This is a genomic window from Photobacterium aquimaris, from assembly GCF_002954455.1.
GTDB classification, from domain to species: Bacteria; Pseudomonadota; Gammaproteobacteria; order Enterobacterales; family Vibrionaceae; genus Photobacterium; species Photobacterium aquimaris.
Window position 1 is genome coordinate 548,055 of the sequence record NZ_MSCC01000002.1, and the last position, 22,847, is coordinate 570,901.

Annotated in this window: 24 protein-coding genes and 1 tRNA gene; 15 read left to right on the forward strand and 10 right to left on the reverse strand. The window is 37.8% G+C overall.

Annotation, left to right across the window (positions count from 1 at the left end):
- Nucleotides 1-8: 8 nt before the first annotated feature.
- From fdhD to BTN98_RS13190, 6 genes are all read left to right on the forward strand, one after another.
- Complete coding sequence (fdhD, locus tag BTN98_RS13165) at nt 9-842, forward strand: formate dehydrogenase accessory sulfurtransferase FdhD (protein WP_060997180.1); 834 nt, start codon at nt 9-11, stop codon at nt 840-842.
- A gap of 112 nt (nt 843-954) precedes the next feature.
- Nucleotides 955-1,542 (forward strand): HupE/UreJ family protein, encoded by a 588-nt coding sequence (locus BTN98_RS13170; RefSeq protein ID WP_060997179.1) that lies wholly within the window; start codon nt 955-957, stop codon nt 1,540-1,542.
- 18 nt (nt 1,543-1,560) lie between these two features.
- The gene (gene hypF / locus BTN98_RS13175; protein WP_060997178.1) at nt 1,561-3,951 is read left to right on the forward strand and encodes a carbamoyltransferase HypF; all 2,391 of its coding nucleotides are present in this window, start codon (nt 1,561-1,563) and stop codon (nt 3,949-3,951) included.
- A 2-nt stretch (nt 3,952-3,953) separates the two neighbouring features.
- Nucleotides 3,954-4,295 (forward strand): hydrogenase maturation nickel metallochaperone HypA, encoded by a 342-nt coding sequence (gene hypA, locus BTN98_RS13180; protein WP_060997177.1) that lies wholly within the window; start codon nt 3,954-3,956, stop codon nt 4,293-4,295.
- 1 nt (nt 4,296) lies between these two features.
- Entirely contained in the window at nt 4,297-5,337 is a 1,041-nt protein-coding gene (hypB, locus tag BTN98_RS13185) for a hydrogenase nickel incorporation protein HypB (protein WP_060997176.1), read from the forward strand.
- Between the two features lie 263 nt (nt 5,338-5,600).
- Nucleotides 5,601-5,906 carry a hypothetical protein gene (locus BTN98_RS13190; protein WP_060997175.1) on the forward strand — a complete coding sequence of 102 codons (306 nt, stop codon included), beginning with the start codon at nt 5,601-5,603 and terminating at the stop codon, nt 5,904-5,906.
- 63 nt (nt 5,907-5,969) lie between these two features.
- On the opposite strand, the gene BTN98_RS13195 is transcribed toward BTN98_RS13190, so the two are convergent.
- Nucleotides 5,970-6,602, reverse strand: coding sequence for an acyl-homoserine-lactone synthase (locus tag BTN98_RS13195; protein WP_156674915.1), 633 nt, complete (start codon nt 6,600-6,602; stop codon nt 5,970-5,972).
- 508 nt (nt 6,603-7,110) lie between these two features.
- Between BTN98_RS13195 and BTN98_RS20660 the strand changes: the two genes are divergently transcribed.
- Nucleotides 7,111-7,308, forward strand: coding sequence for a dynein light chain family protein (locus BTN98_RS20660; RefSeq protein ID WP_240616123.1), 198 nt, complete (start codon nt 7,111-7,113; stop codon nt 7,306-7,308).
- A gap of 368 nt (nt 7,309-7,676) precedes the next feature.
- On the opposite strand, the gene BTN98_RS13205 is transcribed toward BTN98_RS20660, so the two are convergent.
- Nucleotides 7,677-7,750 (reverse strand) — tRNA-Gly (locus BTN98_RS13205).
- A gap of 203 nt (nt 7,751-7,953) precedes the next feature.
- Here BTN98_RS13205 and BTN98_RS20850 point away from each other — a divergent pair.
- Complete coding sequence (locus tag BTN98_RS20850) at nt 7,954-8,112, forward strand: GGDEF domain-containing protein (RefSeq protein ID WP_162271147.1); 159 nt, start codon at nt 7,954-7,956, stop codon at nt 8,110-8,112.
- Nucleotides 8,113-8,165: 53 nt separating this feature from the next.
- Here the strand turns inward: BTN98_RS20850 and BTN98_RS13215 are convergent, their stop codons facing one another.
- A complete protein-coding gene (locus BTN98_RS13215) occupies nt 8,166-8,651 on the reverse strand; it encodes a GNAT family N-acetyltransferase (RefSeq protein WP_060997172.1) in 486 nt (161 codons plus the stop codon).
- Nucleotides 8,652-9,206: 555 nt separating this feature from the next.
- On the opposite strand from BTN98_RS13215, the gene BTN98_RS13220 reads away from it, so the two are divergent.
- Nucleotides 9,207-9,425, forward strand: a complete 219-nt coding sequence (locus BTN98_RS13220) for a hypothetical protein (RefSeq protein WP_060997171.1) — start codon at nt 9,207-9,209, stop codon at nt 9,423-9,425.
- Nucleotides 9,426-9,537: 112 nt separating this feature from the next.
- A complete protein-coding gene (locus BTN98_RS13225; protein ID WP_060997170.1) occupies nt 9,538-10,842 on the forward strand; it encodes a lipopolysaccharide biosynthesis protein in 1,305 nt (434 codons plus the stop codon).
- Nucleotides 10,843-10,953: 111 nt separating this feature from the next.
- Here the strand turns inward: BTN98_RS13225 and BTN98_RS13230 are convergent, their stop codons facing one another.
- From BTN98_RS13230 to BTN98_RS13250, 5 genes are all read right to left on the reverse strand, one after another.
- On the reverse strand, nt 10,954-12,042 hold the full coding sequence (locus tag BTN98_RS13230; RefSeq protein ID WP_082732110.1) for a nickel/cobalt transporter: 1,089 nt from the start codon (nt 12,040-12,042) through the stop codon (nt 10,954-10,956).
- Between the two features lie 21 nt (nt 12,043-12,063).
- The gene (locus tag BTN98_RS13235; protein ID WP_060997169.1) at nt 12,064-12,732 is read right to left on the reverse strand and encodes a DUF1007 family protein; all 669 of its coding nucleotides are present in this window, start codon (nt 12,730-12,732) and stop codon (nt 12,064-12,066) included.
- A 235-nt stretch (nt 12,733-12,967) separates the two neighbouring features.
- Nucleotides 12,968-13,432 carry a MarR family winged helix-turn-helix transcriptional regulator gene (locus BTN98_RS13240; protein WP_060997168.1) on the reverse strand — a complete coding sequence of 155 codons (465 nt, stop codon included), beginning with the start codon at nt 13,430-13,432 and terminating at the stop codon, nt 12,968-12,970.
- Complete coding sequence (locus BTN98_RS13245; RefSeq protein ID WP_231730630.1) at nt 13,432-14,418, reverse strand: DUF2955 domain-containing protein; 987 nt, start codon at nt 14,416-14,418, stop codon at nt 13,432-13,434. The genes BTN98_RS13240 and BTN98_RS13245 overlap by 1 nt, the downstream gene beginning before the upstream one ends.
- A 12-nt stretch (nt 14,419-14,430) precedes the next feature.
- Entirely contained in the window at nt 14,431-15,480 is a 1,050-nt protein-coding gene (locus BTN98_RS13250) for an HlyD family secretion protein (RefSeq protein ID WP_060997166.1), read from the reverse strand.
- A gap of 287 nt (nt 15,481-15,767) precedes the next feature.
- Between BTN98_RS13250 and lptA the strand changes: the two genes are divergently transcribed.
- Nucleotides 15,768-16,256 carry a lipopolysaccharide transport periplasmic protein LptA gene (gene lptA, locus BTN98_RS13255; protein WP_060997165.1) on the forward strand — a complete coding sequence of 163 codons (489 nt, stop codon included), beginning with the start codon at nt 15,768-15,770 and terminating at the stop codon, nt 16,254-16,256.
- Nucleotides 16,257-16,267: 11 nt separating this feature from the next.
- Nucleotides 16,268-16,735: a GNAT family N-acetyltransferase gene (locus BTN98_RS13260; protein ID WP_060997164.1), complete on the forward strand. Its 468-nt coding sequence runs from the start codon at nt 16,268-16,270 to the stop codon at nt 16,733-16,735.
- Nucleotides 16,736-16,886: 151 nt separating this feature from the next.
- Here BTN98_RS13260 and BTN98_RS13265 read toward each other — a convergent pair whose 3' ends face one another.
- Nucleotides 16,887-17,675: a phytanoyl-CoA dioxygenase family protein gene (locus BTN98_RS13265; protein WP_060997163.1), complete on the reverse strand. Its 789-nt coding sequence runs from the start codon at nt 17,673-17,675 to the stop codon at nt 16,887-16,889.
- 164 nt (nt 17,676-17,839) lie between these two features.
- On the reverse strand, nt 17,840-18,991 hold the full coding sequence (locus BTN98_RS13270) for an iron-containing alcohol dehydrogenase (RefSeq protein ID WP_060997162.1): 1,152 nt from the start codon (nt 18,989-18,991) through the stop codon (nt 17,840-17,842).
- 221 nt (nt 18,992-19,212) lie between these two features.
- Between BTN98_RS13270 and BTN98_RS13275 the strand changes: the two genes are divergently transcribed.
- The 3 genes from BTN98_RS13275 to BTN98_RS13285 all read left to right on the forward strand — a co-directional run bounded on the left by BTN98_RS13275 (nt 19,213) and on the right by BTN98_RS13285 (nt 22,827).
- The gene (locus tag BTN98_RS13275; RefSeq protein ID WP_231730628.1) at nt 19,213-20,160 is read left to right on the forward strand and encodes an AraC family transcriptional regulator; all 948 of its coding nucleotides are present in this window, start codon (nt 19,213-19,215) and stop codon (nt 20,158-20,160) included.
- Between the two features lie 106 nt (nt 20,161-20,266).
- Complete coding sequence (locus tag BTN98_RS13280; RefSeq protein WP_060997161.1) at nt 20,267-20,884, forward strand: NAD(P)H-dependent oxidoreductase; 618 nt, start codon at nt 20,267-20,269, stop codon at nt 20,882-20,884.
- 2 nt (nt 20,885-20,886) lie between these two features.
- Entirely contained in the window at nt 20,887-22,827 is a 1,941-nt protein-coding gene (locus BTN98_RS13285) for a monovalent cation:proton antiporter-2 (CPA2) family protein (protein WP_060997160.1), read from the forward strand.
- The last annotated feature ends 20 nt before the right edge of the window (nt 22,828-22,847 follow it).

Below are 22,847 nucleotides of genomic sequence, written 5' to 3' on the forward strand. Positions count from 1 at the left end.
GGAAAAAGATGTTGAACACCTTCGAAGCGTTACCGGAATCAATGTTTTGTAATGCGAGTGAACGTCCTATCGTACGTTACCGTAAAGGCAAAACTGATTGTAATGAGCTTGATTACATCATTGAAGAAACACCGGTTGCCATAGCTTTTAATGGTGTTGCTTACACAGTAATGATGTGTACTCCCAATGATTTAGAACAGTTTGCAATTGGTTTTTCGTTATCTGAAGGGATCATTGACCATCATCGTGATATTCATGATATCGATATGATACCAACCTGTGACGGTATCAATATTAATGTCACCATTGCTAATCGTTGTGTGGCACGTTTACAACAAAAGCGTCGTTCACTTGCAGGACTGACAGGTTGTGGCATTTGTGGCGAAGAAAAATTAGAAACGGTATGTCGAGCGCTTAATCCAGTTCCATCATCAGTGGAGTTTGATTTAGGTTTTCTTGATCCTGTTTTGCAACAATTATTGCGTAAACAGCAGTTAAATCAATTAACTGGATCTGCTCATGCGGCGGTATATATCAACCAACAAGGACAAGTAGAAGCCATTTTTGAAGATGTTGGTCGTCACATTGCTTTGGATAAATTAGTGGGCTGTATTCATCAGCGCCAGTTAACCGGTGGGGCTGTATTGGTAACTAGTCGTGCCAGTTTTGAGATGGTTCAAAAAGCGGCCGCCGCAGGAGTTGAGGTGCTGCTAGCTATATCTTCAGCCACTAAAATGGCAGTTGATCTGGCTGAAAAACTTAATCTGACGTTATTGGGCCATTGCCGTAATGGTCGCGCAGATGCTTATGCGCATCCTGAACGTATTACAGGGATGATTTAACAAGGCTTAAGTATTGAATTTAATGTTAATTAGTGGGTCTCCTTCTTACTTGTTAGCAATAAATCGCCCGTTAAGTCGGGGGTTGATTTTATTACATTAAGGATAAATATAAATGAAAATTAAACATGTTGTTGCTGGTGCGCTTACTCTTTTTTCACCCTTCGTTTTAGCACACCCTGGTCACATTGGACCGCATACAACAACGGGTTTTATGACCGGTTTTGTTCACCCATTTACAGGCCTTGATCACTTATCAGTAATGATTGGTGTGGGTTTATTAGCGGTATTAATGGGCGGTAAAGCGGTATCACGTTTACCAATGGCTTTTATTGGTATTATGGTTATTGGGGGCGCATTAGGTGTTGCAGGCATGGTATTACCTGGCATCGAAATGGGCATTGCTTTATCAGTGATTGGTATGGGCGCAATGTTGTTAGCTGGCGGTCGTCTGTCTGAAAAATTGGCAACGGGCTTAGTGATGGCGTTTGCGTTATTCCATGGCATGGCACACGGTATGGAAATGCCGCTTGATGCACAAGCGATGGAATACTTTACCGGTTTCGTGTTAGCAACTGCAATTTTACATGTATCAGGCATTGCACTAGGTAAATTAGTCATGACCTCAGCCATCAACCAACGTGTAATGCGTGTGGTTGGGATTGTTATGGCAGCCTTTGGTGGCGTATTAATGCTGTCGTAATTTAGCTGGATAATCACAGTGAAAGACAACTTTGCACGAAAATATATTCATATTACCGGCATTGTACAAGGGGTCGGTTTCCGCCCCTTTGTCTACCAACTGGCGCTGCAATATGCGCTTGTAGGGTGGGTAATTAATGATTCAGAAGGGGTAAAAATTGAGGCGCAAGGTAATATTGAAAACCTTGAACGTTTTATTACCTCACTTGAGCAACAAGCACCGCCTTTAAGCCGTATCGATGATATAACAGTTATATCACTCTCGTTGTGGCAATCTTCTGAAAAGCCAGCTCTATTTAGTATTGAGAAGAGTCAGCACTGTGACAGCACTACGGTGTGTGTTTCTCCTGATCAAGGGCTTTGTCATGCCTGTAAACAAGACATTGCAAATTCTGCCTCACGTTATTATCGCTATCCTTTTACCAACTGCACCCATTGTGGTCCTCGTTACAGCATTACTCGTGCTTTACCCTATGATCGGGTTACGACTAGCATGGCAAGTTTTGCATTGTGTCATGATTGCCAACAAGCATATGAAAACCCATTGGATCGTCGTTATCATGCACAGCCAATAAGCTGTAATGTCTGCGGGCCGTGGACACGGTTTATTGATTATCGTGACGACGCAATAGTCGATGTCGAATTAACTCAGCAAGCGGCGATTGATCAGTTAGCGCAACGCCTTCAAGCTGGTGCGGTAGTTGCGATTAAAGGGCTCGGCGGTTTTCATCTTGTGTGTGATGGCACCAATACTGATGCTGTTGCACAATTACGTCATATTAAGCATCGCCAACAAAAGCCATTAGCAGTCATGGTTGCAGATATCGACACTGCACAACAATTAGTTACTGGTGATGTAATTGAATGGCAAGCATTAGATTCTCAAGCACGTCCTATCGTGTTAATGCATAAGTCTCAAACGATACATTGTGGCGCATCAACGGTTAGCCTTGCCGAGAATGTTGCACCTAATGTGCCTTATTTAGGGGTAATGTTGCCCTATACACCACTGCATTATTTATTGTTTGACGCACTGGCAAAAAATAATACCGCTGCGATATTAGTTATGACCAGTGCTAATGTTTCTGGTATGCCAATTGCGACTGAAATAAAGCAAATTGAACAGCAATTCTCAGGCATGATTGATAGCGTACTTGATCATAATCGTCCTATTGTTCATGCCTGTGACGACAGTGTCGTACATTATGCGGGTGGAAAAATACGTACATTGCGAATGGCGCGTGGTTATGCCCCTTATAGCCACTTTGGTCATAAAGCAGAGACGATAACCTTAGCGCTTGGGGCGCAGCAGAAATCGACTATTGCACTGGCGTTACCTCAGCAATGGGTATTATCGCCTTATATTGGTGATCTTAATAACCTTGATACCGAACAGCGCTATCAACAAACAATTGCTGACTTGCAGCGATTATATCAAGTGACCGCTGCGCAAATTGTTTGTGATAAACATCCGAGCTATTACTCTACAGCGTATGCAAAACAGTTGATTACTGCGGCTGAAATGCCTGTAAATCGACTTCAAGTTCAACATCACCATGCGCACATTTTAGCGGTAATGGCAGAATTTAATCTTACTCAACCTGTACTGGGTTTCACTTTTGACGGTACGGGGTGGGGGGATGATGACACTGTGTGGGGAGGGGAAGTATTACTTACATCGTGCCAAGACTACCAACGTATTGGTCACTTACGACCTTTTCGTCTTATTGGTGGTGAACAAGCAATCAAACAACCAGCACGGCTATTATTTGCGATGTTACTTGAGTGCTATACGCTTGATGATATTAAAGCGATGCAATTAAGTGCTTTTTCAACATGGACTGAGGCATATTTTAATAATTTGCATCAACTATGGCAAAGTGGCAGTCGTTCTCCTTATACCTCTTCAATTGGTCGATTTATTGATGCTTGGGCTTGCTTGTTAGGGCTGGTTGATAAAGTTAATTACGAAGGTCAATGTGGATTGCTATTAGAACAAGCGGCGAAAAAAAATATCTATCATATTCCGCTATCATTTCATATTTCAGCGACTGGTATTATTGATTGGCAGCCTTTGTTTGCACATATTTTGCCTTTGGTGAGTGATATTAATGACGAGCAGCGTCAAACATGGATCAATAGCTTGGCGCACAGTATGTTGATGGCGATTGCAAAAATGATAGCCACAATTGCTAAACAATACTCTAACCATCCAGTCGTTCTTGGTGGGGGAGTGTTTCAAAACCGCGTGCTAGTCGATCATATTTATCACCAACTTTCAGAACACTCACAACCGCTTTATTGTGGTGAAAAATTGCCGTCAAATGATGGTGCCATTGCTGCTGGACAATTATGGTATGCGCTACATCACCAATCTATCAAGTCAATGAGCGAATCACAGGAAGCGTAACGATGCATGAATTATCACTGAGTATAAATACGGTTGACACCGTGGTTGAACAGGCTAAGAAACAAGGCTTTAAGCGCGTGACAAGTGTGACATTAGCCATTGGTACACTGTCATGTATTGAGCCTCAAGCATTAGCTACGGGGTTTGAATTTGCTAGCCGTGGCACTATCGCAGCAGACGCTACATTGAAGATTGAATCTGTCGCGGCGCGAGTATGGTGCTTAGACTGTCAGCAACATGTAGAAATTCCAGAGCGTGGCGTTAGTTGTCCACGTTGTCAGGGCTATCAATTAAAAGTTGAAGCTGGCGATGAATTAATGATTAAACATATCGAGGTTGAGTAATATGTGTAACGTATGCGGCTGTGGAGATAGTCGAATTGAAGGCCATTCTCACGAACATTCTCATGATCACAGCCATGATGATCACCATCATCACGAACATCCACATCAGCACAATGATCACCACCATGCTGGCACAGATGCACCGCAGTCAGTAGTGATCCATCATCATTATCATCATCAGGGTGATGTTCATCATCATGTTCATTATACGTTGCCAGCAGATACTATGCTTCAGCAAGCAACGTATGGACATCATCATGAGCATGAAACTAATCATGCGCATCATGACGATAATCATCATATGCACCATCAACCTGAGCGTTTGAATTCAGGTGATCTCCATTATGGTAAGGGTGAAGCTGAAGTCCATGTTGCTGGTGTTTCACAGCGACAACTACTCACACTAGAAATGGATATATTAGGTAACAATAATCAACTTGCAGCTCATAACCGAGAGCATTTTATTGAAAACCAGCAATTGGTGCTAAATTTAGTCTCAAGCCCTGGTTCTGGTAAAACAACGTTGTTAACTGAAACTTTGATGGAATTAAAAGATCGCTGTGCCTGCGCTGTGATCGAAGGTGATCAACAAACCTCTAATGATGCTGATCGTATTCGTGCAACATCAGTGCCTGCGATTCAAGTAAATACAGGTAAAGGTTGTCATCTTGATGCTCAAATGATCCATGATGCCTATCATCAATTGGCGATTAATAAACCTGGCTTTTTGTTTATCGAAAATGTGGGTAATTTAGTTTGTCCTGCCAGTTTTGATCTTGGTGAGGCATCTAAAGTAGCTATTTTATCGGTGACTGAAGGTGAAGATAAACCGCTTAAATATCCAAATATGTTTGCAGCTGCAGATTTAATGATCATTAATAAAATCGATTTGCTGCCTTATGTTGATGTTGATATCGATGATTGCGTTGCCAATGCACGTAAAGTAAACCCTGAAATTCAAGTGATTAAGCTGTCAGCTAAAACTGGAGAGGGTATGGATGCATGGCTCAATTGGTTAACTGAAAATCGTCAGCAATTGTAATTAATGACTGTATTTTAGTAAGAATTAATATGCTGTATATATCGATATTATATATACAGCTTTTTTAATATTTTTATTTAACATTGATATTGAAGAATAATAAGTGATAGTGTTCAAAAAAACGTTTAAATAGCTAAATTAGTACTATCATTTTTTTTATTTATCTATAAAATCCCGCGCACATTGCTAACAGAGCTTAAGCGCATACTTGCGTAATGTCTCTCATTAGCGACAATTTTGACAATAAATAACGTAAGTAGCCAATGAAAACACACTCCTTTGTTGCAGCAACTGTACTTCTATTATCTGGCTGTGATATCACCACTGAAACACGTCAGCCGCCAACGGTTAAAGATATTGAAATGTGTCAACAGCGTATTGCTGTGAAAACCAATTACTCAGTAACAGAAATGTCTGATAATCAGTTAGATAATAAATCTAAGGATAACCGTGGTTGGGTATATGTTAATTATCAAAAAGATAATAATCGGGGATACCTAAAATTTCGATGTAACTCAAGTTATGTCGAAGTCTGGGCGGCAGGTGCTGCAATGTGGACTGGTTTATAAGTGATTTTTAGATGCTCATACTAACATTAGTATGAGCATTTTTTTATGTGTGTTCGTTGCTATTTAAAACTGTGATGTTGTAATCAGAGTTGGAAATAGATCGGTATTTTTATAATGATACTGGATTACATATTCCCCATGAATTGGCAGCATTATAAAATAGAGTAATTCGTAGCAATTTTTCTTAACGATACTATCAATGGTTTTTAATGCTATCGCATTACTCAGTGTCATTGGAAGTTCGCAGTATGGCGTTATAAATAAACGGGTGTCATTTTCCACCTGATCGACAACTTCAGTTATATCTTCTTTATTATCAAACCGTTGTAGTCTGTTATTTTTCGTCAGTGGTTGTCTAATCACACGCTGAATAACACGGTAGTACTCATATTCAGCCCAACAACATAGGATATTGCCAAATAATGCGATAGCTTGTTTCTCGATTTCAATATAATAAGAAGCAAGGCTATCTAGAGGCACAATGCCATTAATAGATTGTGTATAATCACTTGTAATGCACTGATAAAGATTATCTGTTTGGTATGGCATTAAGTGATTAATGGTTTCTATTCGCGCATTGACTAATGTAGAAAAGAAGTCAGTATCGTCATGCAAATGGATATGCTCATCAATAAACTGGAGAAAGTTGTGTTGTATTGTTGATTGATGAGTGCATGTAGAAGTAACTGAACTCATGATTACATTGGTGTGCATCGCATAATATACTCGATAAAAAATGACCAATGAATTGTAATTAATTCATTAATTAAATAATGCATGGTGATGTATATACTGTGATAGTTATCAAATAAAACCAGCCCCTATTTTAGTATTTGGGCATTATGTTCCATTTTGGTATTTTTGGTTGTTATCCAATGTTTTTGGAGTATTAGTCGTCGCTGTTATTACCTTTTTTATGATTGAGTTTTATAAAAAAAAGTGAATTTACGTTATTGAGCATCATCTTTTAAAATTGAAATTGATACTAATATCTATGATATCAGTCGCAAAAAATATGCAGTATTAAATATGACTAAATTTTTATTTGTGATCAGCCTTGATTGGTTTTTATTTAAAATTTTTATTATTTAATTTGTCGTTATTATATTGCGATGTTTTTATAAAGTAATGCCATAAGATTTAATATTTGGTCAAAACAATGTCATGCAGGTATTGTTTATTTTATTGATGTTAAAGGAATAATATGAGTAAATTTTTTTGGCTTGCTTGGTTTTGTACCATACTGTTGCCTATCCATGCTAAAGCGGGTGAGTGGAACTCATCAGGTATTGATGGACACTATGTTTTATCATCATTGATTGATGAGCAACAGGGACAAAAAAAGTTTTCTTTTCGCTGTATAAAGCCAAATATAACAATAATGGTTTTGAACGTTTTTTAAGCCAATGTAATAAAAATGGTTTTGATAAAACGGTATCAATGACCATTAATGGTCAAAAAGTACATATGGATAAGATTTGTCGTAGAACAGAATATAGTAAAAATTACTGGGTATATACACCAACGACCAATGAGGGATTGGCATTTCTGATCACACAGTTTAAATATACTGAAACGGTCAATATTCATAAAGTATTTGTCAATATTTACAAGCAAAAATCAGATTTAAACTTTAGGATTTCAGCCAAGGGTTTTGCGCAATCATGGAATAAATCATCTCAAATGCTTTAATGGTGCAAGCGTAATTTGATTATATTTAAGAGGCGGTATCGAGAGATTGATATCGTTTTTTAGTTTTAGAAAATAGAGTGGAGCGGATAACGGGAATCGAACCCGTGTCATTAGCTTGGGAAGCTAAGGTAATACCATTATACGATATCCGCTAAGTGCATTTACAATAAACATTTTTATGGTGGTGGTCAAGGTAATCGACTGTTTATTCTAGGATTAATACGAAAGATGAATAAATTGCGCTATTTTAAATAGTCGTTGTGCAAAATGGCAGCAATTACTTTGTTGAACGACGATAAAATAAAACGTTGATAGATATTAATTATGGTATGTGAAATATATACCTATGCCAGCCATGAAAATACGTATATCGAATTATATTTATATTACTACTTCAATTGGGTTAACAAAATTTTCTCCATCTAATGATCAAATAGAAGCGGTATTTAAGCATATCGACGAAGCCCTTTATTGTTCGAAAAAGAATGGTCGTAACTGTATTACTATTCTATAAAATAACAACAGTATTAACTACGGTTTGGCAGTTAATACTTCCAATAACGCATATTAGATTGATAGTAAACGAGACATGCCAATAGCATTGAAGCCGTAACCTGTAGGTACGCTAAGCGAATCATCAATAACAAAATCAAATTTCTGCCAAAATGAAGCTGAATTTTGGACCGAAATTAATGAGGCTGTTTGATAATCCATAGTCTTTAGAGTTACAAATAAGTGGTTGATCAATAAAAAAGGCAGTCCTTGTCCTTGTAATGCTGGTGTAATCGCTAAATCATGAAGATGTAAATGCGTACTATCTATGTATTTGCTGGCTTGATTTAACTGAGGTAGAGATTTTTTATCGCAAGGATGACTAATCAGATAGCCGACAACCAGATGTTCATCATCAAGACAAACAAAACATGTTTGTGGTGATATCGCTATTTTTGTTTTTAAAACAGTCATAGATTCAAAATAATCATCGCCATAAGCTAATTGCTGAATATGTTCTATTTGATGCCAATGCGATGATGTTATGGGGCTTAGCTTCATATTTTTATTCTTGTTGGTTTTTTCTATTTATACATAGTGCTTATAGCCAATGCAATGCGATCACTAAGGCTGTTAATAAATTAATTGTAACCAAAGTTGTATTTGGTATTACCGTTGTGTTAATAAACATCTTATTATGGCAATGGCATCATTGTATGGTATTAGGTATATTCATTATTTTTACCAAAGGCAGCAACGTCATATATTAAGGTGATGGGATGTAATACTGCAACGATTGCTAATACATTAAAGTGATATTTAAATAATGCGTAATAATTCAATATTAAAGTATTTTTAGAGTTAATAATCATCGACTAATAACCATGATTGGTTATGTTTACGCTTAAATATAAAATATTTTAATGATGAGATGGGAGTATAAATTCATGTCATCGCTATTTATTGATTAATTATCTTAATAAATTTCGCAGGATGATACTAATAATAGGCAGTATATTTTTAAGAATTTTGATTCCATTTAAAAGGATTAATCTGCTTATAAAAGTTGTTAGAATGCGCAGCAGTAATTAAGCTATATTATTCATTGGATTAAAGATGGTTTCATTAGTACGGTTTTTGTTATTACCACAACAACGATTACAGTATCGTTTAAAATTTGTACGATTTAAAATCAAAAGTATTGAAAAAACGATCCGTTATTGTGTTACTCATGGGCTAAATAATAACCCTCAGTTTTTATTGTGCTACTTAGACCGTTATTGTACCGAATTTGAAGTGCTTTATGCGCGTCAAATTGAAAATAAATCATTATAAATCAGTTGGTAAAAATACATCTTATCTGCGGTTAATTAAATCTGCTGTTCGGTTGAGATCTCATACGAAAAATCCAGTATTATAGCAGCATGTTTATTTATAGTTATTAAGTATGAAAAATCCACAAGCCATTCCTTTAGTTGATGATGTTGATACATTAACTCGACTAAAAACAGCATTTGTTGCGGGTATTTGGGCGACATTAGCCAGTATTTCTATTGGTTTTTTGTTTAAAGTTTGGTTGGCGCAGTGGGTTGCAAAAGATGATTTAGCATTATTCAATAGTGTTATTGATATTGTGTCATTATCGTTAATATTAATGACAGGATTTCGATCATCAATGGTGGTTACGTATAGTCAAACCCATAATGATCATGACATTATAAATATATTTCGATTTAGTTTGATTGTGATGGTATTAATCACATGGGGATTAGTTTTACCTTATATAAAACACGAACTCCATATTAATGTTGGCTATTTTGAGATGGTTGGCGTTATTTTTGGTATGGGATTAAAAATATACTTTACCAATTTAATTGCTATGTACCGTTTATATGATGTGTCAAATAAAGTCACTTGGATTGAGCCGACCTCTAACGTTATTACCTTTATTAGTTGTTACTATATTTTCCATTTTAGCGCATTAGCCTCACTTTTTTACAGTGTGATGGTCTCTTCATTGATTGTTGCTCACTTCATGTATTGGCAGCGCAGAAAACAAATTGCCACAAAACCATTAACAACGGTTCAGCTAGATCCGAATATGCGTAACTATGTGCGTAAAAGTTTCACCGCATCGTTAGAAGCTGGAGCAAGTATTCTAATGATTTATGCGGCTGTTTTGCTGACGATCACCCATTTTAGTCTGGATGAATTAGGTGATTTCCAAGTTGTTGTAAGGCCTATTTTCACTTACATGACAATGTTATTTGTATTTCCGATTTATCGATTTGTATTACCTGAATTATCTCAAAGTGTCCGTAAAGGGGAACATGCTCAAATACGCGCTATTCGTCGTTGGGTGTATCGGTTAGCGATTATTGTGAGTACGATTTTTTTCTTAGTGATGTTAGTTGGCGGTAAAGAGATCATTGGGTTTATTTTTCCGGCTCAATATCAAGGTGCTGAAATTGTATTATTTCACTTTTCGATCTTCTTTATTTTCATGATGCTTAATGCATACCAGTTAGCCTATATAAAAGCGCATGGAAAATTCACTTTAAGTTTAATGATCCGCATAAGTGGTATTGTCACTTTGGTTGTTAGCTATTATCTGTTGGCATTATTTACCGCTAACGTAGTTGCAATAATTGTTGCGTTAGGCTTAGGTTATGTGATGATGTTTATTTTATCGACTATTGCTGAGCAGCAAATTTTACGTGACTATCGACGCCAAGGTATTGCGGTTGATTAAGCATGATATAAGTGAAAAACATTAGTGCATTAGTGTCATAAATTACACAAAAAGGTTGAGTGGCAATGATAGCCACTCAACCTTTTTTAAATGCTAAAGTAAAAAATAACTTTATAGCACTGGCGACATACCATAGCTGTGGCCATTAAGAAGTAACAAGCCTAATAATACCAATAATATACCTCCAATTAGTTTGATGATAATACTGGTCATTGTGCGCTGACGTTGATTGGTGGCTAAATAGCGACTAACAATCTTTTTACCAGATAAGGTCAGTAATGCGATTCCAGATGTAGTAAGCGCCGTACCTACTGCCATTAAAATTGCACTGATAACTCCAAGCCAATAAAGACCGACCATATTGGCAAATAACAGTACTAAAATAGCACCGGTACAAGGTCGAATACCGATACTGAATACAATCACAATGTATTCACGTAAGCTAGCAGCACTATTGATTTCATCAGCATTAGCGAAGTGTTTATGACCACAACCGCAGTTATCGCCATGATCATGATGGTGGTGATGTTGTGCCGTTCTAAGTTGCCATGCTTGCTTTAAGCTGCGATAAATAACAATCGCGCCTAGTAATAGCATTGCCATAAAGCTGTAACTAATAAATTGATCTGCAGCATCGTTAACTTGGCGCATTGATGATTTAAAAAATACCAATAGAATGCTAACAAGTGTAATCGCAACAATAGCTTGTACAAATGCTGAAACTACCGTTATTATCAAACTGGCTTTTATTTTTGCAGGGTTAGTAGCAAGGTAAGTGGTGACTATCATCTTGCCATGGCCGGGGCCTAAGGAATGAAAGATACCGTAAAGAAAGCTCAGTCCTGCTAATGAATAAGCAGCGGTTATGTTTTGCTGGGCATCATAAAGTAAATCACTGAGCTGGCCATTAATATCGCGTTGCCATTTAATGCTAGTCATTAACATCGTAGGCCATTGTAGCCATAAATAATAACCGCTACCAAGAAATAACAGTAATACAATGGTTCGAGTTAACCAAGAGATTGGGGCTAGGTTAATATCTGAATTGTGATGATCACACGTTGCGCTATGACCATCATGGTTGTGTTCTAAATGATGATGTTCACATAGATGGTGGTGTTCATTGGGCTCATGCTGATCGCGGCACGAAGAGGCAGCAGTATTATTTGCCTCTGAGATTGAGTTGCAACCGGGTTTCATTCGGAAAATCCTAAATCAATGCTATTTAGTGGAAGGCAAGGCATTGTCGACATTGCAGTACAGTTTAACTGTTTGGGTAAATACCTGACCTAATTTATCATCAGGATCCGGGCTTTCATCGGCAGGAATCGACATTGCATACGTAACTTGTTCGGGTGTTGGATGTGGCTCGATAAGTTTAAAGCTACAGGTTTTGGCTAATTCAGGTGACAGTACAATGTCACTTTTGTTACCCCATGACATATCGACATAATAACTTGGTTCAAAGATTAACAATTTAAGTGAATCTTTGGTGACTGTTTTCGGTCTTGCCAATGGAAGCTCAAAGGTTAGCGTCGCTTTTGCTCGCGGTTTTATTAATTCACCGCCCGCTGGAATATGGTATTTAATTGGGGTTTCGTTATCATAGAAATAAGTAAAATAATGCGCGTTTTTCATGTTTTCCATCACTGATGCAGCAATGTTTTTCAAGGTTTTTTGTTTATTCTTCGGTGACATATCTTCGCCATCAAGCATATAAGCGGTGGTCATGGCATCAAATGTCCACACCATTTTAAACCCTGTGATTTGATTATTACTTCCTTCAATATAGGTCTTCATATCAATCCATGAATGAGGATGTGCTTGACTGGTTATTGGTGATAACGCAGCAATTGATAACATAAAACCGCAAAGGACATTCCTGCGCATGTAAAACTCCATATTCATCATGTGATGAGTGCAAACAGTAAGGGGATAATTAGTTCTGAAAATGTAATGTAATAACATAGAGCTATTGATTGATCTAGGTGAACAATAACTGATTATCGCGTATTTTGAATTGAAATTTAAACCGAAGCCTGATTGATAGTTTAAATAAAGAATATTGCGAAATTGAGCTGCTAAATGAGTATTTATTAGCAGCTCATTATTGGAAGAGTGACGATCAATTATTGCCGTCTAAAATAAAGTCAGGTTTGATGAGTCGCTGACAAAGAGACAATAATTGTTGCTGTTCTTGCTGAGTTAGCGGCGCATAATAATCTGCAGCAATTGTTTTAATCGTGATATCAGCTTGTTGTTTAACCTCTAATCCCTTGGAAGTAAGAGCTAAATAGCGGGCTTTTTTATTGTACTCACTTTTTTTTACCGTAACTAAATCACGCTTAATGCAATTATCAATTAAGCGTTTAGTGACAGAACGTTCACGTTGTAGTGCTTCTGCAACCGTTTGTTGAGGGATCTCTCCTAAATGATCGAGTACTCGTAGTGCGCCGAGCATTTCAAGTGTGATATCAAATTGGGTATTTAACGATTGATTAGCGATAGTTCTAAATTGTTTATAAGTGAGCCCAAGCGTAAAGCTCAAACTACTATCCAATTCCGGTATATTGGTCATTACTGGTTGCATTAGGCTCTCTTTGGTAAACGTAATAAATGAATCAAATATAATATACCTAAAGTCACTGCGAGTTCCCAGCCACGTAAAAAGGTACTGTTGAAATTCAGAGCATTGTTACCAATATAGAGCTGGATCGGCAATACCGTAGCTAAAATAGCATCAGCATGAATATCACGATCAGTGCCTTTACTGGTTGTCATCATCAGTGCTAATCCAAAGATAAGTCCGCCGAGAATAATGGCATAGTAAGAAATAATATTTTGGTGTCCAAGTATGAACACTGAAAAAATCAGCGCGATCATACAGCCGCTAACTTGAGTAATAAAACGTAATTTTATGGTCTTAATATAGTTAGTACGATTCATTTGAGTTGCTGCCGCAATCACAGGAACCAAGCAAAATGTCGCAGATATTAAATCAACCATCATCAAAAAACCGACGCTGATCCCTAATAATACGAGAGTAATAAAGCGATGTTTATAGCTAATAGTTAGTATCGGCATCGGTGGTATTGGTTGTTTGGGCTGTATAACAGGCAGCAGCCATATCATGGTTTTTGCAACGCAGGCAGTGATCACCATAGCTAATAATATTTCATGGATCCTCATTGGCATATTCATGTCGGTATGCTGTGCAAAAATAATGATTAATATCCAATTAAATGTCGGCATTAATAATTGATTTAATTTGGCTGGAGTCGTTGCACGGCGGCGCATAAAATCGAAAAAGAATAAGCTAATGGTCCAAATAATAAACGGATGATCACTAAAGAGATTACTGACTACCACGGCTGCGCTTGCTGCAAAAAAGGTTGGTAAAAACATCGTAGTGATGCCAGACCATGAAAAATTACGACCTTTGGTCATCAAAATAGTTGGGTAAAGAGCAAAATAAACAGGGGAATCAAAATTCGCCAGTTTACCGATGAGCATACAAATTGTGATAGTTAGTGCAGTGCGCAGCGCACCATTAACTTCATTTTTACTCAACTTCATGACAGCTACCATTTAATAAACATAGTGAAACAGCGCAACTAATTTTATCCATACTTTGGCAATGGTATTGATGATTGGATTATCACTTTGAACCATAACGCTCGCACGGGCACCTGAAATTAGATCTGAATCAAGATCGTTAACCTGAATTCGAGTCCGAATTTTTTGCAGCTCACGGATCCAATGCTTATCGTTTGTTACAGTCGACAGTTGGTTATTTGGATTTTCCGCATCAAATTCAGCTCGATCTTGGCTGCTGATGGTGCCATTAAAAACCTGTCCAGGTAGGGCATCAAAGGCAATATATACTGGTTGCAGTGGTTGAAGGTGTGCCATGCCTTTTTCATTAAAATCAGCACTGAGCCAAGCATTGTTTTGATTAACAATAAATAAAGCGGGCGTACCTTTCGTTATATAACTACCTGTTTGTAATTGTAAATTAGTAATAGTGCCACTCGTTTGTGCTATCACTGTCGTATGCGCGAGATCCAATTGGGCTTGAGCGAGTTTAGCTTGTGCTAATGCTACTGCTGCATTATTGGTTTTTCCGTTAAGCAGTGCTTTTATACGCAAAACATCGGTCTTAGCGGCTTGATAAGCGCTTTTTGCTACTGCAGCTTGCGTTTGTGCATCATCAAATTGTTGTTGTGTTACTAAGCCTTTATTAATCAGTTTTTTAAACCGATTCAGTGATGTTGTAGCGTTATGTGATTGCAGTTGGCGCTGTTTCAATAATTGATTTGCAGTCGCTAATTGTTGTGTTTGCGCGCTATAGTTTTGATTAGCCTGAGCTAAATCTGCTTGTGTTTGACGGACAGTGAGTACATAAGGGGCAGAGTCAATCGTAAATAATTGCTGCCCTTTGTGGACTGTTTGTCCATTTTTAACATCAACATGTGTAATAACTCCTGATACTTGCGGTGAAATATTAGCAACAGCACGGTATAAGGTTGATTGAGTGGTAAAAGGTGCCACGTTATCACTAATAAGTAAAAACAACGAAAAACCGCCGACGATCGTCAGAACGACATAAATAATATATTGATAGATTTTCTCTTTCATTTTTTGTTACCTATACAACAATAAGTAAGATTAATTTACACTCACTTTGTTGTACTGGCAACAAAAAAACAAACGAATTTATAACACGATGATTTCACAAGATCTATTCAGTGGTACAGATAAGTAAGATCATGTCAAAAAATAGCTTTAAGATAAAAATTCAAAAATCAGTTAGAATATAATTATGAGCGATATATTTAGTGATTCAGGCTTGAAGTAATAGTTAACTTCCTATTCATTGGTATGATCGTGACAAAATTAGCAGCAATTGATGAGAACAATACATAATGAAAAAACAGTTATTTACTGCAAGTTTACTCTTACTCTTAAGTACCTCTGTCTTTGCAGCTACAGCAGAAACACAGTTACCAATAGAGTTATCATCAGTTACTCAAGATGTGGATGTTGAAAATAATACCACCACGTTGATCGGCAAGGTTGATATTGTGCAGGGTGGTGTCACCATCAAAGCAGATAAAGCGATCATTAAATTAAATGGTAAAACTAAAGAATTAAAAACCATTGAAGTTTATGGTAAGCCCGCTTACTTCAAGCGAGTAATGAAAGATGGCAAAGTGATCAACGGTGAATCTGGTTACGGTATCTATACGCCATCAAGCAATATGATGGTCTTAAAACAAAATGCTAAAATTGTGCAAGATGGCAATACGATTCGTGCTAATGAGATCAGCTATAACCTTAAAGCGCAATTTATGAAAGCAACAGGGACTAAGTCTCAACAAGTTAAAACTAAGCTATTACCAGAAACAAAGTAAAAGGAATGATTGTGGAATTAGTAACTGTTAATTCAAGTAATTTAGCGATTTATCTAAATTTAACTCAAGCTTATGAAGCAGAATTTTCGCCATTGACCAAAAAATTACCTGATGAAGAGGGTAAGTTTGCTCTAGATACGCCGATTGAAGGTAACGTTACTGGCTATTTATTGTATATTGATGGTAGGCCTGCTGGGTTAGCGGCAATTGCTAACGAAAGTGTTGATCATTACGAAGTGTGTGATTTTTACGTAGTACCAGTATTTCGTAAGCATAAAGCCGGTCAACGTTTTGCCCATATTTTATTTGATATGATGCCAGGCTTATGGCAGAGCAAGCAAATTGCAGGGGCTGATAATGCGATTGCTTTTTGGCGACGCGCGATTGGCGCTTATACAAACAATGAATTTGTAGAAGATATTTATCACGATGAATATTGGGGTAATGTTACTCGCCAGTGTTTTAAAACTACGGCTTAATTGTCACGAGTTTAAAATAACGATTTAGCTAATAAAATCCCCTATTGTTTATTTAATAATAGGGGGCTTATTTTAAATTAAATATATGCCTATCCACAAAAAAGCGAGGAATCACACAATACCCCACTTTGATATTTAGGATTTTTATTTATTAAGCACACGCCATCGATTTTAGCTGTAACGTGTTCATAAATAATCTTGGATCAACAATATTATTAAGTATCGACGGAGTAGGTAAGCAATCATCATCGACGTAGTCGACATAATCAGCCGCTGAATCAAAAATTAAAATATCTAATGCTAAGCGATCTAATCCGTATAGACCACGGTGGATCATATCGGCTGAAAACACCAATAAATCACCTGCGGCGAGTGCAATTTGTTTACCGCCAGAGATGTTATCGTTGCTGAGTTTGCCATTAACTTCTTGGCGAACGTTGTATTCTTCTTCATTATCCCATCGTTTGTGGGTGCCGGGGATAATTTCCATGCCGGGTTCATCAAACAAAGGTATACGAAGGTGCAGCACTTGTGTTTCAAGGATAACTCGCATTTGATCATCAATGTCATAGTCATATTGACAGTCGCGATGCCAAAAGTCTTTTTGTTGCGGATTAACAGGGTTAAAAAACAGCTGTGTATTCATAAATGCAGGGTTATTAGGTATTACGGCATCGACCACTTGCATGATTTTTTTTGAGCTGATGAAGTTAAAAAGTACTGTTCTATCGTCAATAGCTAAATACTCGCTGCCTGTAATTAACGACGAGTTAAACGCCTCTTCTTGGTAGAATTCTTTATTGTCTGCTTTCCATAATTTATGGAATTTTAAAACGACTTTTCTCAATGATGCAATTTGAGCATCATCAAAATAATTTCTAATAACAAAGTAACCATCTTTGTCGTAACTGTTACTTAATTGTTGGCTATTTTCTACCACAGATTACCTTCATGCTCTTGGTACCGTTGACAGACCACGGTATTCTTTGGCGCATAATGCCAGATAGGTATCATTCAACCAAGCAATTAATATTATCAATAAAAAAGGCTAGGTATAATGAAATACCTAGCCTTTATATGCATGAAATTATAATTAGGTGATAATTATAATGCTGTTTCTAAAATCTTACGGCTATCTGCAATCGTCAGTTTACCGTGTTCGCCTAATGCGGTCATACCGTGTTTCTCAAGGCTGTTGATAAGCACATCAATATCTGCGGCGCCTAATTCAACATCTGCTAGTGAAGTTGGGACATCCATCTCTTTAAAGAAAGCAATAGTGCGAGCAATTGCTGCATCAATACGCTCGTCAGCTGTGCCGGTAGTAATACCAAATACACGCTCTGCATATTGAACTAATTTAGCTTGTTTCTCTGTGCGACAAACCTGCATTACTGCTGGTAGTACAATACTTAATGTACGCGCATGATCGATAGCATAGTTACCAGTTAACTCATGGCCAATCATATGCGTTGTCCAATCTTGTGGTACACCGACACCAATTAAACCATTCAATGCTTGTGTTGCCGACCACATGATATTAGCGCGAACAGCGATATCATTTGGGGTCGTAAGAGCTTTTGGACCTTCTTCGATAAGCGTTAGCAATAGACCTTCAGCAAAGCGATCTTGAACCTTTGCATTTACAGGGAAGGTTAGGTATTGCTCCATGGTATGAACAAAAGCATCCACAACACCGTTAGACACTTGGCGTGGTGATAAGCTTAATGTGGTTTGTGGATCTAAAATAGCAAAAGTCGGTTTTACTAGTGGTGTGCCAAAGAATAGTTTGTCTTTACCACGAGAAACCACAGAACCGCCGTTAGTTTCAGAACCTGTTGCAGGTAGTGTTAATACGCAACCAATGGGTAGCGCAGTAATCACAGGCGCTTGGTCATGCAAAATTTCCCATGGATCGCTACCTTCATAACAAGCTGCAGCTGCAATAAATTTAGTACCATCAACCACAGAACCACCGCCAACAGCAAGTAGGAAGTCAAAACCTTCTGCTTTTACTTTAGCAACAGCTTGCATCAAAGTGTCATATTGTGGGTTTGGCTCAACGCCTGCAAATTCGTCCCAATTAAAACCAGTAAGTGCAGCAGCAACTTGCTCGTACACACCGTTGGTTTTGATTGAACCGCCACCGTAAATCACTAAGATTTTTTTGTCTTTAGGAATGTCATTGGCAATTTCAGCAATTTGACCTTCACCAAAATGAATTTTTGTAGGGCTTTGATAGGTAAATTTGTCCATTGTTCTTTCCTCTAAGCAGCAGGCTGACGCTGATTATTATAATGATTTTGTTTTACAAAGATTAAGTAGCTTTGATAGCTACAGTCTAGGTGATTATACAGTTTCACTTAATACATAATTCTCTTTAATACTTGCCTATTTCTCTTTTATTGACGAAGTTGATGATTGATTTGTGACAATGGTCTGCTAAGGTAAATAAAACCAAATTATGGACCAATCGCGTGAAGATAGAGAACATTCAATATTCAACTGTTAATTTGCCTGTTGTGATACCGGCAGTATTAACTACGCTTGCGACCTCATTATGTGAATATTATGGGTTAGCACAACGATCTGGTCGAGTAGACACCTGTTTAGCAGGAATAAGGTTGTTTAGAATTGATGGTTATCGCAAATATAGCCCACAAATGTATGAGCAAGGTATTGTTATTATTCTTCAAGGGCGAAAAATTGGTCACTTAAATCAACATCAATTTAATTATGATCCACAGCGGTGTTTATTAGTGACTACCCCTTATCCGATTGTTTGTGAAACCTTTGCCTCACATGATCAGCCGTTAATAGGGATCAATATTGACTTTGATATTATAGTAATTGGTCAGTTAGTCGCAATGATTGAAGCTCAGCAGCATAGCCGTTTTGATTATGAAGGTAGTTGTGGTGTGGCAACAGCACAAATGACTGAACGCATGTATCGTAGTGTTGAACAGTTATTAGAAGTATTGCACGATCCTCTTGATGCACAAGTGATTGGTCCATCTTTAATACGACAGTTGTTTTATTATTTATTACACAGTGAGCAAGGTTATTTATTGGCGCAGTATTGTGAACAAGACAGTGTGTTAGCGAAAATTTCAGCAGTCATTGATTATGTACAACAGCATTATGCGACTAAATTACATGTACATGAATTAGCGGTGATGGCGGGAATGAGTGTGTCGGTATTTCATAAAGTTTTTAAGCAAGTCGTGACCGATCCGCCGCTGCAATATATTAAAAAAATACGCTTAAATAATGCTAAAACATTAATGCTGCAACAAGGAATGGCTGCTAATGTTGCAGCAGGGCAAGTTGGATATGAAAGTCCGACCCAATTTAGCCGTGAATTTAAACGTTATTTTGGTTTACCACCAAGTAAAATTCATGAACAAACCGGATTTATTCGGTAATATGTCTCAATGGAATGAAATAATGTGCAATTGAAGCGAATTTATATAAAAATTGTTTTAACAACATATTAGCCATCATAATAAGACGAAAATAATAAGGAAAATAATGTCTGAGCCTCATAAAAAAATTCTGATCCTGTTTGCACACCCATCGCAAAATCGTTCCGAAATCAATATGCCATTGTTTAATGCATCAAAAGGTTTTGAGCATGTCACAGCCGTTGATTTATATGCTGAATATCCTCGATTCCGCATTGATATCGATAAAGAACAACAACGTTTGCGTGATCACGATGTGATTGTGTTTATGTTCCCATTGTATTGGTACTCCACACCGTCGCTATTAAAAGAATGGCAAGATCTTGTATTGGAATACGGTTTTGCTTATGGCAGTGAGGGAACCGCGTTACAAGGCAAAAAATTCCTTTGTGCCCTAACTGCTGGTGGCTCTGAATCAAGCTACCGTAAAGAAGGTTTTAACCATTTTACGATTCGTGAGCTATTACAACCGTTAGAGCAAATGGCAGAGTTAACCGGGATGGAGTTTTTAGCACCATTTGCTTTGTTTGGTGCAGGAACGGCAACGGAAGAACAACGAGTCACTAAACATTTTGAAAACTGGCGACGCGTGCTAGTTGCTATTGCTGATAATAAACTCAATTATGATGTCGCGAGCAAATTATCAAAATTAAACCATAGTCTTGATAGTGTGATCACGGAGTAGTCATGACAGGCATATTTTTACAAGCTTTTATCTATTTAGTCGCGGCAGTTATTGCGGTACCCATTGCGAAACGGTTTGGGCTTGGTTCTGTACTGGGCTATTTAATTGCCGGTGTCGTTATTGGCCCTGTAATTGGATTAGTTGGCAGTGAAACCACCACTATTCAGCACTTTGCTGAGTTTGGCGTGGTTATGATGCTGTTTATCGTCGGCCTAGAACTTGAACCTAAAATGCTGTGGGGCATGCGTCATCGTTTATTAGGCTTAGGTGGTCTGCAAGTGGTTGTGACCACTGCAGTGGTTATGGGGATCGCAAGTGCACTCGGTGTTGGTTGGACTTATGCATTAGCAATTGGTCTGATTTTCTCACTGTCATCAACAGCCATTGTATTGCAAACGTTTAATGAGAAAGGCTTAAGTAAAACTGAAGGCGGAAAAAGTGCGTTTTCAGTTTTGCTATTTCAAGATATTGCCGTTATTCCAATGTTGGCATTAATTCCTTTATTGGCATTACCTGAATTAGTTGAAAAAGCGCAAACAACCGTTGCTGCTGCCGCAGAACATCATGATGATCTTAGTTTAGTTGCTGGGTTACCTGGTTGGGGATACGCGATTGTAGTGATCCTTGCGATTGCAGGTGTGGTGGTTGGTGGTCATTATTTAAGTCGTCCATTATTTCGTTTTGTCGCCGCTTCTGGATTGCGTGAGATATTTACAGCAACAGCATTAATGTTAGTTATTGGTATTGCAGCATTAATGAGCTTAATCGGATTATCGCCGGCGTTAGGTACTTTCCTTGCCGGTGTAGTACTGGCAAACAGTGAGTTCCGCCATGAGCTTGAATCAAACATTGAACCGTTTAAAGGATTATTACTGGGACTATTCTTTATAACCGTTGGTGCGGGGATTAACTTTAATATTTTGTTTGATCAATTTGGTCTTATTATTGGGTTAACGCTGGGCGTTATGCTGATTAAGGCATTGGTGCTATTAATTTTAGCTTTTGTATTTAAAGTTAAAGGCAGTGATAAATGGTTGTTTGCACTTAGTTTGGCGCAAGCGGGTGAGTTTGGTTTTGTATTGCTAAATTACACCGTTCAAAATAACGTATTACCTGCTGAATTAGGCCAAACGTTGTCACTGGTCGTTGCATTATCTATGTTCTTAACCCCAGGGTTATTTATATTATTTGATAAAGTTATTTTACCGCGATTTAGTGCAGCTAAAAATGATCGAGAAGCGGATGAAATAGACGAGCAAGGTAAAGTTATTATTGCTGGTATTGGTCGTTTTGGTCAAATAGTTAACCGCTTATTAAGTGCTAATGGTATGAAAACGGTAGTACTCGATCATTCCGTGACTCAAATTGATAATATGCGCCAGATTGATATTAAGAGTTATTTTGGTGACGCGACTCGACATGACTTATTGCATACTGCAGGTATTGAAGATGCCAAGGTCTTTGTGGTTGCGATTGACGATCAAGAGCGTGCTACTGAGTTGGTGCATTATATTAAGCAAACTTATCCACATGTACGTGTATTAGCGCGTGCTTATGATCGGGGCCATCATTACTCATTACGTTGCGCTGGTGCTGATTACGTGATCAGTGAAACTTACCGTTCAGCATTAGCAATGGGCGCACAAGCTTTAAAAGAACTTGGCGTACATCCATTTAGGGCAGAACAGCAAAAAGCAATGTTTGTTGAAACAGAAGCGAAAAGCAAAGATCTGTTGTACCAAACATGGCGTGATAGTACTGAAGAAGATCGTTTTAATAGCTCTTATGTTGAATTGTTTATGCAATTAGAGCAGACGTTAGGTGAAGCAATGAAGCAAGAGCGTACTGATAAACACACTAAATCAGAACGCGGTTGGACACCACCACCTAAAAACTTTATTGAAGAAGCCGAGCAAATGCAGGCCGATAAAAAAGAAAGTTAAATTCTAGTTAAGTGTGTAAT

Excerpts from the sequence above, each read along its gene's own strand:
- fdhD (WP_060997180.1), top strand. The coding sequence starts at position 9 with ATGTTGAACACCTTCGAAGCGTTACCGGAATCAATGTTTTGTAATGCG.
- BTN98_RS13170 (WP_060997179.1), top strand. The coding sequence starts at position 955 with ATGAAAATTAAACATGTTGTTGCTGGTGCGCTTACTCTTTTTTCACCC.
- hypA (WP_060997177.1), top strand. The coding sequence starts at position 3,954 with ATGCATGAATTATCACTGAGTATAAATACGGTTGACACCGTGGTTGAA.
- hypB (WP_060997176.1), top strand. The coding sequence starts at position 4,297 with ATGTGTAACGTATGCGGCTGTGGAGATAGTCGAATTGAAGGCCATTCT.
- BTN98_RS13190 (WP_060997175.1), top strand. The coding sequence starts at position 5,601 with ATGAAAACACACTCCTTTGTTGCAGCAACTGTACTTCTATTATCTGGC.
- BTN98_RS13195 (WP_156674915.1), bottom strand. The coding sequence starts at position 6,602 with ATGAGTTCAGTTACTTCTACATGCACTCATCAATCAACAATACAACAC.
- BTN98_RS20660 (WP_240616123.1), top strand. The coding sequence starts at position 7,111 with ATGAGTAAATTTTTTTGGCTTGCTTGGTTTTGTACCATACTGTTGCCT.
- BTN98_RS20850 (WP_162271147.1), top strand. The coding sequence starts at position 7,954 with ATGAAAATACGTATATCGAATTATATTTATATTACTACTTCAATTGGG.
- BTN98_RS13215 (WP_060997172.1), bottom strand. The coding sequence starts at position 8,651 with ATGAAGCTAAGCCCCATAACATCATCGCATTGGCATCAAATAGAACAT.
- BTN98_RS13220 (WP_060997171.1), top strand. The coding sequence starts at position 9,207 with ATGGTTTCATTAGTACGGTTTTTGTTATTACCACAACAACGATTACAG.
- BTN98_RS13225 (WP_060997170.1), top strand. The coding sequence starts at position 9,538 with ATGAAAAATCCACAAGCCATTCCTTTAGTTGATGATGTTGATACATTA.
- BTN98_RS13230 (WP_082732110.1), bottom strand. The coding sequence starts at position 12,042 with ATGAAACCCGGTTGCAACTCAATCTCAGAGGCAAATAATACTGCTGCC.
- BTN98_RS13235 (WP_060997169.1), bottom strand. The coding sequence starts at position 12,732 with ATGCGCAGGAATGTCCTTTGCGGTTTTATGTTATCAATTGCTGCGTTA.
- BTN98_RS13240 (WP_060997168.1), bottom strand. The coding sequence starts at position 13,432 with ATGCAACCAGTAATGACCAATATACCGGAATTGGATAGTAGTTTGAGC.
- BTN98_RS13245 (WP_231730630.1), bottom strand. The coding sequence starts at position 14,418 with ATGAAGTTGAGTAAAAATGAAGTTAATGGTGCGCTGCGCACTGCACTA.
- BTN98_RS13250 (WP_060997166.1), bottom strand. The coding sequence starts at position 15,480 with ATGAAAGAGAAAATCTATCAATATATTATTTATGTCGTTCTGACGATC.
- lptA (WP_060997165.1), top strand. The coding sequence starts at position 15,768 with ATGAAAAAACAGTTATTTACTGCAAGTTTACTCTTACTCTTAAGTACC.
- BTN98_RS13270 (WP_060997162.1), bottom strand. The coding sequence starts at position 18,991 with ATGGACAAATTTACCTATCAAAGCCCTACAAAAATTCATTTTGGTGAA.
- BTN98_RS13280 (WP_060997161.1), top strand. The coding sequence starts at position 20,267 with ATGTCTGAGCCTCATAAAAAAATTCTGATCCTGTTTGCACACCCATCG.
- BTN98_RS13285 (WP_060997160.1), top strand. The coding sequence starts at position 20,887 with ATGACAGGCATATTTTTACAAGCTTTTATCTATTTAGTCGCGGCAGTT.